14 protein-coding genes are annotated in these 16302 nt (G+C 45.1%); 2 read left to right on the forward strand and 12 right to left on the reverse strand.

Annotated features, from left to right (window positions below):
• Positions 1-34: 34 nt before the first annotated feature.
• Entirely contained in the window at positions 35-937 is a 903-nt protein-coding gene (locus BOD01S_RS00675; protein ID WP_036159502.1) for a DMT family transporter, read from the reverse strand.
• 147 nt (positions 938-1084) lie between these two features.
• Between BOD01S_RS00675 and BOD01S_RS00680 the strand changes: the two genes are divergently transcribed.
• Positions 1085-1459 (forward strand): hypothetical protein, encoded by a 375-nt coding sequence (locus BOD01S_RS00680; protein WP_036159505.1) that lies wholly within the window; start codon positions 1085-1087, stop codon positions 1457-1459.
• A gap of 335 nt (positions 1460-1794) precedes the next feature.
• On the opposite strand, the gene BOD01S_RS00685 is transcribed toward BOD01S_RS00680, so the two are convergent.
• Both BOD01S_RS00685 and BOD01S_RS00690 read right to left on the reverse strand, forming a co-directional pair.
• The gene (locus BOD01S_RS00685; RefSeq protein ID WP_036159507.1) at positions 1795-2712 is read right to left on the reverse strand and encodes an alpha/beta hydrolase; all 918 of its coding nucleotides are present in this window, start codon (positions 2710-2712) and stop codon (positions 1795-1797) included.
• A 114-nt stretch (positions 2713-2826) separates the two neighbouring features.
• Entirely contained in the window at positions 2827-3987 is a 1161-nt protein-coding gene (locus BOD01S_RS00690) for a toxic anion resistance protein (protein ID WP_036159510.1), read from the reverse strand.
• A gap of 177 nt (positions 3988-4164) precedes the next feature.
• Between BOD01S_RS00690 and BOD01S_RS00695 the strand changes: the two genes are divergently transcribed.
• A complete protein-coding gene (locus BOD01S_RS00695) occupies positions 4165-6153 on the forward strand; it encodes a methyl-accepting chemotaxis protein (protein WP_036159512.1) in 1989 nt (662 codons plus the stop codon).
• Positions 6154-6356: 203 nt separating this feature from the next.
• Here BOD01S_RS00695 and BOD01S_RS00700 read toward each other — a convergent pair whose 3' ends face one another.
• From BOD01S_RS00700 to BOD01S_RS00740, 9 genes are all read right to left on the reverse strand, one after another.
• Positions 6357-6608, reverse strand: coding sequence for a hypothetical protein (locus BOD01S_RS00700; RefSeq protein WP_036159514.1), 252 nt, complete (start codon positions 6606-6608; stop codon positions 6357-6359).
• Positions 6609-6901: 293 nt separating this feature from the next.
• Positions 6902-8185 carry a PepSY domain-containing protein gene (locus tag BOD01S_RS00705; RefSeq protein ID WP_143815033.1) on the reverse strand — a complete coding sequence of 428 codons (1284 nt, stop codon included), beginning with the start codon at positions 8183-8185 and terminating at the stop codon, positions 6902-6904.
• A gap of 358 nt (positions 8186-8543) precedes the next feature.
• Positions 8544-9368: an ABC transporter permease gene (locus BOD01S_RS00710; RefSeq protein ID WP_036159518.1), complete on the reverse strand. Its 825-nt coding sequence runs from the start codon at positions 9366-9368 to the stop codon at positions 8544-8546.
• Between the two features lie 13 nt (positions 9369-9381).
• A complete protein-coding gene (locus tag BOD01S_RS00715) occupies positions 9382-10323 on the reverse strand; it encodes an ABC transporter permease (protein ID WP_036159520.1) in 942 nt (313 codons plus the stop codon).
• Positions 10324-10339: 16 nt separating this feature from the next.
• Positions 10340-11878 (reverse strand): ABC transporter substrate-binding protein, encoded by a 1539-nt coding sequence (locus tag BOD01S_RS00720; protein ID WP_036159522.1) that lies wholly within the window; start codon positions 11876-11878, stop codon positions 10340-10342.
• 16 nt (positions 11879-11894) lie between these two features.
• Positions 11895-12860, reverse strand: coding sequence for a P1 family peptidase (locus BOD01S_RS00725; protein WP_036159524.1), 966 nt, complete (start codon positions 12858-12860; stop codon positions 11895-11897).
• Positions 12850-13845 carry an ABC transporter ATP-binding protein gene (locus tag BOD01S_RS00730; protein WP_036159526.1) on the reverse strand — a complete coding sequence of 332 codons (996 nt, stop codon included), beginning with the start codon at positions 13843-13845 and terminating at the stop codon, positions 12850-12852. Before BOD01S_RS00730 ends, BOD01S_RS00725 begins: the two co-directional genes overlap by 11 nt.
• Entirely contained in the window at positions 13835-14848 is a 1014-nt protein-coding gene (locus BOD01S_RS00735; protein WP_036159769.1) for an ABC transporter ATP-binding protein, read from the reverse strand. The genes BOD01S_RS00730 and BOD01S_RS00735 overlap by 11 nt, the downstream gene beginning before the upstream one ends.
• A complete protein-coding gene (locus BOD01S_RS00740; protein ID WP_036159527.1) occupies positions 14844-16292 on the reverse strand; it encodes an aldehyde dehydrogenase family protein in 1449 nt (482 codons plus the stop codon). Before BOD01S_RS00740 ends, BOD01S_RS00735 begins: the two co-directional genes overlap by 5 nt.
• Positions 16293-16302: the final 10 nt, after the last annotated feature.

The raw sequence follows: 16302 nt of genomic DNA on the forward strand, positions 1-16302 counted from the left end.
ATCGGATTTGTTAAGATCCGATACCTTTTTCCTTTTATACGACCTCTTTTTCTTTACCGGCGATGGATAAATATACTACAAATATAAGCATCAGCAGCATGCCGGCATACTGCCAGCCGTACATAGCCGCATCCAGCCAGATGACGGAAATAATTGTCGCCGCCAGCGGTTCTACACTGGAGAGGACACTTGTCTCGACAGCGGAAATATAATGTAAGCTGCTTAAAAACAGGACAAATGCGGCAGAACCAAGGATGACAAGTGCCGCCATCATCCATATGACTGTACTGTCGGTCAGCAGCATCCATTCATCTGATGACCAGATACGCCCAATCACGCCTAGCTCAATCCCGCTGAGCAGCAGCCCCCATGCCACGACGACCAGTACCCCCCATTCCTTCATAAGGCGGGCAGGATACAGTGTGTAAAATGCATAGGTAAACCCTAGTGCCACACCCCATAGAAGCGCTGTCCTGCTTACCATCAGCGATTGGAGGGAGCCATTCGTCAGCAATAGGAACAATCCGAAAAGAGTTCCTGCTATACCGATTATCTGGGCTTTCGGCGGCCACTTTTTATGTATGAAAGAAATATAGACAACGATAAAAATAGGTGCCAAAAACTGCAGCAGTGTCGCAACAATAGCATTACTTTCTTCTATTGATTTTACGAATGTAAACTGAACACCGAGCATACCTACTATACTAAAGATAATTAATTGATTGCGCCAAGCTGATAGTTTCCAAATAGCCATCACTTTTTTCCCGCGCAGCTGTAAAAACAATAAAAGCAGTGTGCCTGCAATAATGAGCCTTACCGCCAGCATAAAGGATACGGTAATTGATGTTGTATGAAGCAGCCACTCCATCATCGGGCCGGTTGCCCCCCAGCAAAGGGCGCCCGATACTATCATGAGAATTCCTTTTAAACGATCCATGTTTGCACCTCTAAATTTGAGAATCATCACTTTTTCTGTTGCCCGAACTATATCATTAAAGGATTTTAATAAAAATGCAGCTTCATTTGATATAATAAGTTTACGAGCGTAAATTTTTTGTTAATAATAATAGTTGAGGTGAATACTATGTACAGAACAACAGAAGAGCGCCTGCGAGCTTTAGAGCAGGAGATCGCCCGCCAAGCTTTTCAAATTCAGCTCCTGCAAAACTTGGCTGCCAATCACGAAAAATATGCGCTATATCAGTACGTGATTTCTTCTAATATGAGCGAAAATACCTTCTACTCCCTCCAACATCTGACGGAGCAATATGAAAAACGGTTTGAAAACGGCGAAAATTTTTCGTTAATTGATTTTATAGCGGATTTTAAAGCAGTGCTGACAAAAGACGGCCTGTTCCTAACGAGCTCCGAGCTATCGGAACTGGTTCCTAAGTGGCTTGGCGGCGCCAATGGAGGCATCGGCTTCTCGGCTTCTCTTCATCATTATTTTTACGGGTAATGCCTTTGCCATCACAGCCGTCCCCGTCTCCTGTTCACCAGGCGGGGTGTGGGTGCTTCCGATTCGTCTTTTTACATATTGCTGTATACTTGCTCTTTATTCATCTATGTCTGTTTACTAAAGAAATTCAGCCTCTCTTTGCTTCCTCTCATTTAAACACCGCTGCACGATTATGTAAATACAAGATGTAGAAGATACCAACTCTCCCTACCTTTTCAGCTAGGACCATACATAGAGAAGGATTGACGATGGCTGCGTCCAGCAAAAAAGGAGCGCCATCGCACTCCCTTCCGTTTCTTCATTCAGCATTGAAACCGCTCCGGATAGAGAATCTCCTAGCGTCCTTTTAAAAAGGCAGCAATTTCATCAATCGTTTGATGGATCTCCTCTTCAAATACCTCGTTTTTCGTAAAAAAGCTGTGCACAAGACCTGCTGCAATAGACTGCTTCACATGAACGCCTGACTGCTCCAGTTTTTTTGCATAGGCAAGCCCCTCATCCCTCAGCACGTCATTTTCAGCTACGAGGACAAATGCGCGCGGCAGCCCTGCAAGCTCCGCATGAATTGGTGCCAGAAGCGGATTTTCTGCATCGGCACTTGTCCGGATATAATAATTACCAAACCATTTCATCACTGCTCTATCGAGTCCGTACCCTTCCCCATACGTTAGATAGGAACTGCTGTCATACGATAAGTCCGTCACTGGATAAAGCAGAACCTGCGCATCAATTGTAAGGCCGCCTTCTTTTGCAAGCAGTGTCACCCCTGCAGCCAAATTTCCTCCGGCACTATCCCCTGCTACATACACATGCCCGTTAGTCTGCAGCCCTTCAATCCCTTTGTTAATGGCAAGAAAAGCATCATAAGCATCATGCAACGGCACAGGGAATTTATATTCAGGGGCGAGCCGGTATTCCACAGAAACAACGATGGCCCCTGCCTTCTCCGCTAAAAGCGAACAGCTAATATGGCATGTATTCAAGTCATTCAGCACCCAGCCCCCGCCATGATAATAAAGAATGACAGGAAATGGACCTTCCCCTATCGGCTTATATACTCTCACAGGAATAGGATAACCGTCGCGGGCCGCTACTGCTCTATTTTCAATGGCTGCCAGCTTTCCTGATTGGACATGGATAGGCGGATATTTTGACCGCATCTCCCGTGCTTTTTGGGCTGACATCGTTGTAAGTGAGGGAGTTTGATTGTGATGAATTAAATACTGCTTTGTCTTTTCTTTTAGATAGGTCAATTTGCAACGCCTCTTTCTTAATACCTTTAATTCCGATAAACTTAATATACTTTAAAATAAAGGATATCGCAAACAAAAAATCCCAGTGGCTGCTTTCGTCCACTGGGATTGTTATTACATACGTTTTAATTTTTCATACTCAAGCTGCAGCTTTTCAATTCGTCTGCGTCCTTCTTCACGGTTGCGGATTGTTTCTTCCTGAATTTGCTTTGTTTCCTCAATGCCCTTCATAATTGTCTGCCATGTTGTTTCCATCGTCTCAATGGAAATGCTAGGTGCACCTGACTGGCGTGCAATATTGACAGAGTTTTGACGGATATTTTCCGCATTGCGGACTAGCATTTCATTTGTACGCTTATCCAGCTCAGCCATTGAATCCGATACAAGCTTTTGGCGCTGTAATGTAACGGCATGGATCAAGCCCTGTTTAAAAATCGGGATTGTCGTAATGAAGGCTGAGTTGATCTTCCCGATCAAGTGGTTATTTCCCTGCTGCATGAGGCGGATTTGCGGCGCAGCCTGGAATGAGACCTGCTGTGCCATTTCCAAATCATATTTACGCTGCTCTAAAAGCTCCATGCTTCGTCTTAACGTATCTAGCTCCATCAGCGCTTCCTGATCGCCTTGATTTCCTTTAGACTCTAATACCGGAATCTGATTTTGCAGCTGCTCTAATCTTACATCGATGGCTGCAACATGCTCGCTTAAGCTGTGGAAATAGCTTAAGTTTTCATCATACATTTGCTCCAGCTCAATCGTATTTCGCTTCATTTCCACTTCATATTTCTGGATTTCCCGGTGAACCGCATCGACTTCCTTGCTCATATTGTCATATTTGGCCAGGATGCGCTCCAACTGTTCCTTGCTTCGGTTAAATAAGCGCTTCAGGAATCCGCCCTTTTTTTCCTCTTCCAAAAACTCTTTCGGATCAAAACGGTCCATAATTTTATTTAAATTATTTAAAAGGGCACTTGATTTTTCAAGGTTGCTCGTTTTAATTGTTGAAAGCATCCGGTCTGAGAATGTCGAAATGCCCTTTGCTGTTTCCTTGCCGAATTCCAGGACGGCAATTTGATTTTTCACATCAATTCTATCAGCAAGCTGGACAACACGCGGTTCCGTTCTCAGCTGCAGCTGGCGCTTGCGGATTTGGGACATCTCTTCATTGGAAACAAGCTGCTGCGGCTGTGCTGTGGCCACCTCATGAACCGGCTCACCCGCCGGCTGTAGTTTTGCATCTAAATCGTCGAATAATGGATTTTTCATTTCTGACATCGTTCTTCCTCCGTTCTTCTATAAGGGCTTACCTTTACTTTACCATACGTATAAGGCTGACAAAAGTTTCAAAATAAACAACATCCACTTTTTCAGAAAAATGCTAAATTTCTGCTTTACTTTCTAAAACTCAATGTTAGAATGAGTAAAATAACATATATCAGGGAGTAAATTCATATGAAATTATCAATCAAATGGAAGATTATCGGTATCGTTGCAATTATCGTTGTATTTGGTCTGGGGTCTTTAGCATCAATCAGTTCTTATGTCATTTCTCAAAAGACAGAAAAGAATGTGGTGGAAGAGAGCAAATCTATTGTCGAACAGCTATCACATAATGTCGAGACATTTCTCGGCACCTACGAAAAGGCACTGCTTACATATGCTGCTTCCGATGAAATTGAAACATATGTAACCGATCACACAACGCTTTTTGATGAAGCGGATACTGTGCTGCGTACAGACTTGGCTACATTCCTGGACAACTATACGGAAGCATCCGGCATTTATTTCGCGCAGGCGGATAATATTATTTTTGAGCCTCACTTTGACGGAATTAAGGATGTAGATGCCACAACCCGCCCTTGGTATAATCAAAGCCTTAAAAATCCGGATTCAGTTATTTGGACAGAGCCTTATATAGATACAGCAACCGGTGAATATGCAATTACCGGCTCAAAGGCAGTCATCGCAGACGGCAAAGTGATCGGGGTTATCGGAGTTGACCTATTACTGCAAAGCTTAACGGAGATGGTCTCTTCCACAAATCTGGGGTATGAAGCATACCCGGTCATCCTTGATGCAGCCGGTACAGCTGTCGTCCACCCTACCCTTGCTGGTGAGAGCATGTCGGATTATCCATTTGTTAAAAAGATGACTAGCTCCGAAAAACCGGCCGAGCTGTCTACTGAAATTGATGGAGAGGACAGTATTTTTGTCTATAAGCATATTCCTGCTGTCGACTGGTCAATCGGTGTCGTCTATAAAGTCGGCAATTTACAGGCAATCGCAAAGGATATGCAAAAAATTATCCTTCTGATTACATGCATTATTTTAGCGGTAACATTTATTGTCCTGTTTTATTTTATTTCCCGTATGGTGAAGCCGCTCTATACACTCGGTACTTTAATGGGTCGAGTGGCAGATGGTGACCTATCCGTGCAGATCGAGGTAAAGAATCGGGATGAAATCGGCCGCCTTGCGCATCATTTTAATGAAATGATCCATCAGATGAAAAAAATTATTCACGTCGTAAAAGAATCTTCAGTAAATGTAGAATCGCGCTCACATCATTTAAGTGCGATGGCTGAGGAAACGAGCGCCTCTTCAATCGAGGTCGCAAGAGCGGTAAATGAAATTGCTGCGGATGCAAGTGATTCATCCGAGTATGCTGATACTGTGACAAGTCAGCTTACATTGCTCGGTGAAAAAATCAATCTCGTCAATGAACGTTCAGCAGATGTTGAGGCCGTGACGGCTGAAGCTTCCCGTTTAAATACGGGAGGACGCGAAAAAATGGGTGAGCTGTTAACAAGCTTCCACGGTACGGAAGAAGAACTTGAACAAATGGCGGCTGTCATTACACAGCTAGAGAAAAAAATCAGTGCTATCGGTTCCGTTATGGATACGATCAGCTCCATTTCCTCCCAGACGAATTTACTGGCGCTTAATGCTTCAATCGAGGCAGCCCGTGCAGGAGATCACGGGAAAGGCTTTGCTGTCGTGGCAGAAGAGGTACGAAAGCTGGCCGAGCAATCCGCAGTGGCGACAGAACAGGTAAAAACAACGATTACACAGCTTCAGCAGGAATCCTTCCATGTAACAGGACGGATGAATGAAATGCAGGAAACATTTACCCACTCCGGTGAGGTCGTGAAAACAACAAGTGAATTATTTACCGACCTGGCTAATTGTATTGACCGAATCAACGCTTCGTTTGAGTCCGTCCATGACGAGATCAACGTAGTAAACGGCTATAAGGATGATGTACTGCAAACAGTGCAGAAAATGGCCGATGCTGCCCAGGCTTCAGCAGCAGCATGTGAAGAGGTAAGCGCTGCATCCGATGAGCAGCTGACTGCAATCCATTCAGTAGCAGAGTCTTCCGAAGAGCTGAACAATTTAAGCAACGAGCTGGCAGTAACCATCAGCCGCTTTACTTTATAAACATTTTCTTTTTTGAGCCAATCAATGAAAACTTGAAACAATCAAAAAAACGACTAGAGCCGTTAAGCTCTAGTCGTTTTATTATGCGTAAAAATAAGAACCGGTATTACAGAAGCATATGAGCCGGCCGCGTCCCCTCCTGCTTACTCCGCTAAGTACACTGTCTACATGATCGGGGCGGCTGTGCTGGCACAATTACTCTGTTATTGCAGCTGCTCTGTTAATTCGCGGTACCAACGGAAGTCCCCTGATTTTACCGCAACAGCTTTTAACTCCTGAATATCTTCCTCCTGAAGCTCCACCTCTTCATGCGCTTCTAAATGCTCTGCCGGAATCCAGTAGGTTTGTCTTGAAATTGTCGGTGCCTGGATCAGAAATTTTTGCTCGGCATCATCTGCCTTTAATACAAACGCTGGGATCTGCCGATACAGCACCCATTGACCTACTTTATACAAAAGATCCATCCCCTTATAAGTATTATATAGTCCTATTCTCGTAATTATATCCTCTATCTTTTCATTCTATGCTAACTAGAGGTGAATATATGACAGTTTTTAGCTAGAAATATTTTTACTATCTATTATATTCTTTCAAAAGCGTCTGCTCTAGCTGCACGCCCGCAATTAACTACCTTGGATAGCTCGTTCTTCAGAGGTTCATGAACAAGAATAATCCTAATACTTCACCAGCTTCAGGATGGCATCTATTTAACTTCTATCGTCCTTCTTTAACTAGGTTCTCTCTCTTTTTATTCCTCAATGTCCATCAGGCCTGTTTCTACAAACCGGATTTCACCGGAGTAGGCATCGATCGATTTGATTTCCCCTTTCGTTGGAGAAGAGGGATATTCTATCATATAAACAGCGGTATATAGATTATTGACTATATCCACCCGCTCCATTGACAATTTAACATCTACGAGCTGACGTGCCATATTATTAGCTGTCTCTAGTGTAATCGATGGGGGCTTACTGACAGCCAGCTTTTCGACAGGAATCTTTGGCACAGTGACATGCCCTATTTGGCCTGTTACCCGATGAACAGTGATTTCGGCTGCATGATCAATCAAGTAAAGGCCTTTGTAGCAGTAGACAAAATGATAAGTGATCCATTTACACGCAGCGTCCTGCAAATCAATCGAAACTTCTGCAGGGTGTTCCCTCTGCTCCAGCAGGTAGCTGCCGTATAAATCACCGGTAATTGTCTGCAATGCCCGGCATGCATGTTCAAATGCCGGCTGCTGAAGGATGGGGCTTGAAAGCTCTCCATATGCGGTATATTCCCAGTAAAAGCCTTCTTCTGTATCGTCCATCGTTGCCTGTCCTGCTCTACCTCCTAACAGCAAATCCTGAAGCGAACCTGGAATCGCCTTTACCTCCGGAAGCGGTTCATAGGTCGTCTTTCCTCCTAAGTGCATCAGCTGTCCATCTGCCTCTACCCCATACACATCAAAGGTCGGTACATATACATACTGCCAATCTTCCTGCCTAAACGAAAGCTGCACGAGCGGCACACCTTGAAGGACACGCCGTGCTTCCTCTTTTGAAATCATGTGCTCCGGATAGATAATCGTAAACGGCTGGCGCATAAACGTCGCACTGCTCAGCGTACCGTCCCGTTTGATTGCCAGCTGCAGACCGGTATTCGGAATGGGCAGCCCGTAACGGAGCTCCACCTCTTCAAAAACAGCCAAATAATTAGTATCATAGTCTACAATATAATCCAATTGCAGTGCCCTGTCATCAAGCGCTTCTTTCATTTCCCACGCAATACGGGGAATCTCAGCTGCCTTCAATTCTTCTGTTACATCATTTGGCCTCACTGCAGCGTTCATCATGGCACTATTGCTAAACGGAATACCCGCATTAGCAAGCTGATCCGCATCATAAAAATCAATATGTGAAACAAAGCCTTGTTCCGTATGTATTTCCCCGACTAATTCTCCATCTGTGTCAAAAATAAACTGAATATCATCCTGCTGTGTGAGATAAGCAAGCTTCTCCTTAACAAATTTCTGTAATATTTCAAGCATCCGATCCATCCCCTTTCCTTCCTCTAGCATAACATGATGAGGGGGTTCATTGCTTTTGATGACTTCATTGTAATCACCATAAATTTTAGTCCATATCTCGTTCTATTAAGAACAACATTAAAAAATTGTGCTGCTGTATGTGTTTTAGCATCCGGCAAATGTTTAGATTATCTTTCTAAAGGACAGCAAAAAAGCAAAGTCTCAATAAAGACTTTGCCTACTTCACTTATTTGCTATCTCAATGGTAAACTCGACATCTTCATCTGTACAGCGGCTAATTTTCAGCACACCCGATTCGTTTTCATCAAGAACTCGCGATTAAAACCCATCATTATTCACAAAAAGTGACCCGCACCTGTTAAGCTTTTGATCGTGGATCTAAAAAATCACGTAAAGCATTGCTAAGCATATAAAGACCTAAAACCATCAGGGTAATGGCTGCACCCGGTGCGTAAGTATACCAGGGGGCATTGACTAAGTAAGATTGGGAGTCCTTAAGCATCCTTCCCCAGCTGGGATTCGGCGGCTGAACACCAAGCCCTAGATAGCTGAGCGCGGCCTCTGCCAGCATTGCAGTGGCAAAGGTAACAGTCGCAGCCACTACAATTTGCGATGAGATGTTCGGTAAAATATGGCGGAACATAATCGAATACGTTTTTACTCCAATCAATTTTGCGGATAAAATATATTCGGAGTCCCGATGCTGCACAAAGCCGCTGCGGACAATCCTGGCAATATTCGGTATCGCGATAATCCCCAAAGCGATTGCTGTGTTCAGGATGCCCGGGCCGAAAATCGCGACTAGCATTAATGCTAAAATGATTCCTGGGAATGCCATCAGTGCATCCAGAACCCTCATAAATATTTCATCGATCCATCCACCAAAATAGCCTGCTGTCCCGCCGATCAATACGCCAAATGTGACTCCGATCAGCACAGTTAAGAGTCCCACCGAAAAAGCTGTCTGTGTCCCTTTCATGATTCTGCTGAAAATATCACGGCCAAATTCATCCGTTCCAAACCAGTGCTCCCCGTTTGGTCCCAGCAGCTTATTCGGAACATTCATTGCCGTCACATCATGAGGTGTGTAGAATATGCTGATGCACATTAAGACAAAGAAGCCTCCGATAATGAGTGTGCCAATGAGGAGATTGATATTTTTGCTAAACCTGTTTATATTCATTGCTCACGCCTCCCTATCGTAACCGAATACGTGGATCAAGTACGGTATATAAAATATCCACAACAAAGTTTATCGTGACCACCGCTACAGTAATGTACATGACGATTCCCTGAACCAACGGGAAATCACGATTATTTATAGCGGTAATTAACAGCTGGCCAACACCTGGGAGGGAAAATACTTGCTCAACGATAATTGTTCCTGCAACTATTTCTGCTGTGATCAGCCCAAATACCGTCAGAATGGGAATCATGGCGTTTTTCAAAACATGCTTATACATGACGACTCTCTCGACTATCCCTTTACTGCGTATCGTACGGACATAATCCATCCTCACCTGCTCCAAAATAGCCGTTCGTACATAGCGGAAATTCACTGCAATTTGGGGAATGGCAATCGTCAGTGCCGGCAGAATCAACGTACTAAGCGCTCCGGCAATGCTTGTGGACCATGGGATATAGCCGCTTATTTTAAAGAATTCAACATTTAATCCAACATATAAAATAAGCATCATCCCAAGCCAAAATGAAGGGATTGCCATACCGATTTGTGTAGCGCTGGATAGTGTTAAATCACTTAGCCGGTTTTGACGTCTTGCTGCAAACATTCCTAACGGCAGGGAAATGAGACAAACAATTAAAAGAGTAATAGCTGCCAGTGAAATCGTCACGGGCAGTCTGGCTAACAGCAGCTCCTTCACCGGCATGGAAAATCGGATTGAATTACCTAGCTCACCCGTTACTATCCCCTTCACCCAATCGGTATATTGCTCATAAAGGGGGCGGTCCAAGCCGAGCTCAGACCGGAGATTTTCAATTTGGGTAGGATCTGCCTCGGTACCGAGCATCGTCCGGACAGGATCCCCGGGCAAAATTTGAAAAACAGCAAACGTAATAATCGAAACGAGAATGACTGTGATGATTAACAGGATGAAGCGGCGGAATATATAGAACATAATGCTTCATTCCTTTCTACTGTGACATCTTCACCTCAGACATATCATGGAACCAGAACGGATAGCTTTTTAGACCGGAAACTGCCTTATCAGAACCCCAAATAATTTGATAGTCGGCAATATACACGGCCGCTGCCTGTTCTGCCAAAATAGCCTGTGCCTGGTGGTAATATTGCACTTGCTTTGCAGGGTCTATTTCTTGCAGGACATCCTCCATCACTTGATCAAATTCTTTATTATTGAATCGGAAGAAATTCTCAGCGTCGTTTGTTGATATATAATCGTTCAGTACCTCATAGGCAGACGGGCGGCCCGTTAGATCAATTGCCGTCATTTCATAATCACGGCCAAAGTAAACTCGCTCCAGCCATATGCCCCATTCCACTACTTCGATTTCTACATCAATGCCGATTGCCTTTAGGTTCTCTACGACAATCTGTGCGATATTGCTGTAAATACCGTTATGGGAGGAAACAGTGATTTTCGTCGAGAAACCATCTTCATACCCCGCTTCAGCGAGCAGCGCTTTCGCTTTTTCTACATCAAACGGGTACTTGTCCACTAATGAAGGGTCATGGAAATCTCCCATTGCGGGACTCATATTCGAACCAAGCTTTACAGCATATCCCGAGAATACGGAGTCGATAATATCATCCTTATTGACTGCCATAGCAATCGCCTGGCGAACCTTTACATTATCAAATGGCGCTTTCGTTTCATTGAAAGTAACGACTAGTGAAGAATTATTGTTTTGATGGGAAGTATTATAGTTATCGGTTACTTCATTCACCCTTTGCCATGGGACAGCTGTTACGTCTACTTCGTTCGCTAATAAGCTCATAATGGCTGCCTGGTCATCCGATTGGAAAACAAATGTCACCTTATCCAAATAAGGAAGGCCCTCGCGCCAGTAATCTTTATTTTTCTTTACGATGAGATTCATCCCCGGTGCATATTTTTCAAACGCAAAAGGACCGGTACCGATTGGGTTTTCATTATGCTTGCCGTCGTTGCTGGCAGGGATAATAGCTGATGTCAGTGCTGTTAAAGAATACAGGAAATTGGAATTCGGCTCTGCCAAGGTGAATTTGAACGTCGTGGCGTCCACTGCCTCGGCAGACACTACGTTATCAAAATTGTTTTTCATTTTCTCGCCGCCATTTGTGCCCATCAGCCTGTCAAATGTATATTTCACATCATCAATGGTTAAGTCAGACCCATCGTGGAATTTAACGCCTTGGCGGATTTTAAATGTATATACTAATCCATCATCAGAAATTTCGTAGCTTTCTGCAATCGCCTCTTTTAGGGAGCCATCCGTTTCCGGTGCCATCAAGCCTTCAAACATATTCAAAATCATTTGAAATGAAATTGAAGCTGTTGCCTTATGCGGGTCTAGAAAATCCGGATCATCGTTCACACGGACAAATATTTCCTGAGGCCCGCCCGCTGATCCGTTTTCCGTATTTCCATCTGAGCTGCCTTCTTCCGATGAACACGCCGCTAAAATACATGCAAGTAATATGGTCATTAAAAACAGCCAACTTTTTCTCATGCCCTTTTCCCCCTATCTATTTGCGTTGAAGACTTTCATAGCTTTCCAGTTGTCCTAACGGCTGAGCCTTCTTTACAGCATTTATAATCGCTTCCTCCATTGCCTCAGCTGCCAGCTGCCCTAAATAATCAAGCGAATACCGGCGGTCACCAGTCCCCAGCACGAAGATCGTGTCACCATCCAGCATCGTATGCACCGGGTAAATTGTTCTGGCGAGCGCATTATGGGTAAGCTGCGCAATTTTCTTTGCCTCGGATTTCGTCAATTTCGCATTTACCGCTACAACACCAATTGTTGTGTTTGTGCCTGGCAATGCCATAGAACCGTTCTGCTCCTTTAAAAATTCACAGCTGTCAATCCACTTTCCTGTTTTAGCATCTCGTCCCCCGGCAATCGTTTCATATGTTTTTGGATCTCTCACGTCCCCGACTGCATTGACAACGACAATGGCACCTACGACAAGGTCCTCTTTGCCTCTTATGGAGCTGCTGCCAAGTCCGCCTTTCATACAATATTGCGGACCGGCAACCTTTCCAACGGTCGCACCATAGCCCGCGCCGATATTGCCATTTTCAAAGGGACCTGCCTTCGCTTTATTTGCCGCCTCATAACCCATTTCTGCAGTGGCATAAGCTGTTGGATCACCTAGAAACAAATCAAAAATAACGGCTCCCGGCACAATGGGGATAGTTGCTACGAGGGCATCCACTCCAATTTTCTGCTCCGCTAGATAGCGCATTATACCTGAAGCGGCCTCTAAACCAAATGCGCTTCCTCCTGCCAAAGAAATAGCATGGACATGCTGGATTTCATTGATTGGGTCAAGGGCATCCGTTTCACGTGTTCCCGGAGCCGAACCCCGTACATCCACCCCGCATACCGCGCCATTTTTAGCAAGTACTGCTGTACAGCCGGTGATTCCGGTTTTATCCTCCACATGGCCAACTTCTATTCCCGGAACGTCCGTAATATTATGAAACACTGAAATCCCCCTCCTCATATAAGAAGCAGGCCACATGCTGATCGTTTTTTTGTTTTGTCAATACTGGCCGCTTCTCTGAACAAATCGGCATAGCCTTTGGACAGCGTGTATGAAAAACACAGCCGACCGGTGGATCCATCGGACTTGGAAGATCTCCGTGCAACGGCTCCACATCCCGTTTTTCTTGAAAATCTACGACAGGGATGGCAGCAAGCAGTGCTTTTGTATAAGGGTGGAGCGGATTTTCATATAATGCATGTTTTTCCCCTACTTCTACAATCCGCCCTAAATACATGACTGCCACCCGATCGCTAATATGCTTCACCACCCCTAAATCATGGGAGATGAACATGTAGGTAAGCTCCAACTCATCCTGTAGGTCCATCATTAAATTTAAAACCTGTGATTGTACGGACACATCAAGTGCCGACACGGGCTCGTCCGCTATAATAAACGCCGGATTAATCGCCAGTGCCCTAGCAATGCCGATTCGCTGCCTCTGTCCACCTGAAAATTCATGAGGGAATTTCTTCATGGCGTCCTCCCGCAGGCCTACCTTTTCAAGCAGTTCCTTCACACGCGTTTGGCGCTCCTCCTTTGAAAGGGCTAATTGGAGCTTCATCGGCTCTTCTATTATTTCTCCCACACGCATACGGGGATTTAATGATGAAAAGGGGTCCTGAAAAACCATTTGCATTTGATTGCGGAATTTCTGGAGCGCTTTTCCGGATAACTTTTGGATAGGCTCGCCTTTAAAGAGAATCTCACCAGAGGTAGGCTCAATGAGCTTTAGGATGGTCCTTCCTAAAGTTGATTTCCCTGACCCTGACTCTCCTACAATCCCGAGCGTTTCTCCTTTATAAATTTCGATGGAAATATCGTCGACTGCTTTAACGACCTTTTTGTCTTCGCGGATGGATTTCCGTTTTACAGGGAAATAGGCTTTTAAATTTCGTATCTCGAGTAAGACAGTCCTATTCGACACTTACCATCTCTCCCTTCTCCGTATACAGGTGGCAGCGGACTTGCTGGTCATGCTCAAATTGCATGATTTCCGGCTGTTTTTCACTGCAAATAGACATCGCATGTTTACAACGTGCAGCGAAACGGCACCCGTTCGGCAATTGGCTGGCTGAAGGAACCGTCCCGGGGATGGATGGCAGACGATTGACATTGCTATCTAACGAAGGAATTGTTTGCAGCAATGCTGCGGTATACGGATGCTTTGGTTGTGTAAATAATGTCTTGACCGGTGCTTCCTCCACAATCTGCCCTGCATACATCACCATTACTCGATCAGCCGTTTCTGCTACTACCCCCATATCATGAGTGATAAATAAAATGGCAGAACCATGCTCCCTTTTCATCTTCAGCATCAGCCGCAGAATTTGTGCCTGCACCGTTACATCCAGTGCAGTCGTCGGTTCATCAGCTATTAGAAGCTTTGGGTTATTTGCCATGGCCATCGCAATCATCACGCGCTGGCGCATCCCTCCTGATAATTGATGTGGATATTCATGCATCACCTTTTCGGCGTTAGCAATTCCCACTTCCTTTAGCATCCGAAGAGCAATGGCAAAACCTTCTCTTTTCGTCACCGCCTGATGCCTGCGGATTCCTTCAATCATTTGATTGCTTACTTTAAATACTGGATCTAGTGACGTCATCGGCTCTTGAAAAATCATGCTGATTTCATTTCCCCGGATGGAACTCATATTTTTTTGCTTCATTTGGAGTAAATCCTGTCCATTCAAACGGATACTGCCGGATGTAATCCTCCCCGGCGGAATGGGCAGCAGCCCCATGACAGCAAGGGAGGTAATACTCTTACCACTGCCTGACTCTCCAACGAGAGCTACTGTTTCTTCCTTATAAACAGAAAAACTGATATCCTCTACGACCTTCGCCTGCTGTCCATTTGCTAAATCGAAGCAGATGGATAAATGATTGACCTCTAAGACGGGATTTTTATCCTTCTCCATATCAATCACCCCCAGGTTCCGTATAGCGGATGGCGATATTTTTCATCTGTGTATAGTTGCGCAAGGCGACCAGTCCCTTTTCACGTCCAATACCGCTTTTTTTGTAGCCGCCAAAGGGCATCTGAATCCCGCCTGCTGCTCCGTAATTGTTGATAAACACCTGCCCTGCCTTTACACGGCTCGCCACGTAATGTGCTGTATTCACATTGCTCGTCCAAATGCCTGCTACAAGGCCATAGGGTGTTGCATTGGCTGACGTTATCGCTTCGGCCGCTGTTTCAAAAGTAAATACGGTTAGCACGGGTCCGAAAATTTCTTCCACTGCTAGCGGATGGGCTGCGTCTAAACCATCTACAATCGTCGGGGCTACATAATAACCTTCCGGGTAACCTTCTATTTGCAGCTCCTTGCCCCCGGTCAGTACATGTCCGTCTGCTCGGGCCATTTCTAAAAGGTTAGTAATCTTTTTATACTGCGTTTCATTTAGCAGCGGTCCCATATCGAGATCCTGCTCACCTGCACCGACCTCAATTTTTTCAAATAGGGTTACGAGCTTTGCTAAAAATTCTTCCTTATAGGTATGCTCGATCAGGAGTCTAGCACCGGCTGAACATGTCTGTCCGGCATTTTGCACAATGGCTCTCATCACCCCTTCTAAAGCCTCGTCTTCTATAGCATCTTTAAAAACGATATTCGGTGATTTCCCGCCCAGCTCCAATGTGACCGGCACAATATTTTTGGCCGCCGCCTGCATGACCGAGATGCCTGTTGGTACAGAGCCGGTGAAGGTAATATGATGGATCCCCGGATGGCTGCTTAAATAGGCTCCCGAATCACGCCCATACCCGGTGACATGCTGAATGATTCCTTTCGGCAGCCGGTCCTTTAGCCATTTCACTATTTCATGTGTTGTAAGAGGCGTATCCTCCGCACTTTTAATAATGACTGCATTCCCCGTCGCAATCGCTGCAGCAACACTCCTCGAAGTAATCTGGATCGGATAGTTCCAGGGCACAATATGGACAGTAACCCCAACCGGCTCAAGGACGACTGCATTCAGCAGACCGTCTTCTATCGGGATTGTTTCACCCATAACCTTATCAGCCGCACCTCCGTAAAACTCAAAATATCTCGCTGCCGCTTCAACATCTGCCCGAGCCTGTGTCAACGGCTTGCCGACATCCATGCTTTCCAGCTTTGCCCACTGCTCTGCATGTGTGCGTATGAACTGTGCCAGCTCCACTAATAGCTGCCCCCGTTCAAATGGCTTGAATTTACGCCATTCTTTACTTTCAAATGCTCTATTTGCACTTTCTACAGCCTGGTCGATTTGCTCGGCTGTGGCATTAGATATAGTTACAAGGGGCTTTCCTGTTGACGGGTTGCATACTTGAATATCCTTTGATCCGACTACCCATTCTCCATTTATACACATAGGGATATGTTCCATTTCCTCACTC

The organism is Lysinibacillus odysseyi 34hs-1 = NBRC 100172 (genome assembly GCF_001591965.1).
In the GTDB taxonomy this organism is placed as follows: domain Bacteria; phylum Bacillota; class Bacilli; order Bacillales_A; family Planococcaceae; genus Lysinibacillus_B; species Lysinibacillus_B odysseyi.

Excerpts from the sequence above, each read along its gene's own strand:
- BOD01S_RS00715 (WP_036159520.1), bottom strand. The coding sequence starts at position 10,323 with ATGTTCTATATATTCCGCCGCTTCATCCTGTTAATCATCACAGTCATT.
- BOD01S_RS00710 (WP_036159518.1), bottom strand. The coding sequence starts at position 9,368 with ATGAATATAAACAGGTTTAGCAAAAATATCAATCTCCTCATTGGCACA.
- BOD01S_RS00740 (WP_036159527.1), bottom strand. The coding sequence starts at position 16,292 with ATGGAACATATCCCTATGTGTATAAATGGAGAATGGGTAGTCGGATCA.
- BOD01S_RS00680 (WP_036159505.1), top strand. The coding sequence starts at position 1,085 with ATGTACAGAACAACAGAAGAGCGCCTGCGAGCTTTAGAGCAGGAGATC.
- BOD01S_RS00720 (WP_036159522.1), bottom strand. The coding sequence starts at position 11,878 with ATGAGAAAAAGTTGGCTGTTTTTAATGACCATATTACTTGCATGTATT.
- BOD01S_RS00705 (WP_143815033.1), bottom strand. The coding sequence starts at position 8,185 with ATGCTTGAAATATTACAGAAATTTGTTAAGGAGAAGCTTGCTTATCTC.
- BOD01S_RS00675 (WP_036159502.1), bottom strand. The coding sequence starts at position 937 with ATGGATCGTTTAAAAGGAATTCTCATGATAGTATCGGGCGCCCTTTGC.
- BOD01S_RS00695 (WP_036159512.1), top strand. The coding sequence starts at position 4,165 with ATGAAATTATCAATCAAATGGAAGATTATCGGTATCGTTGCAATTATC.
- BOD01S_RS00690 (WP_036159510.1), bottom strand. The coding sequence starts at position 3,987 with ATGTCAGAAATGAAAAATCCATTATTCGACGATTTAGATGCAAAACTA.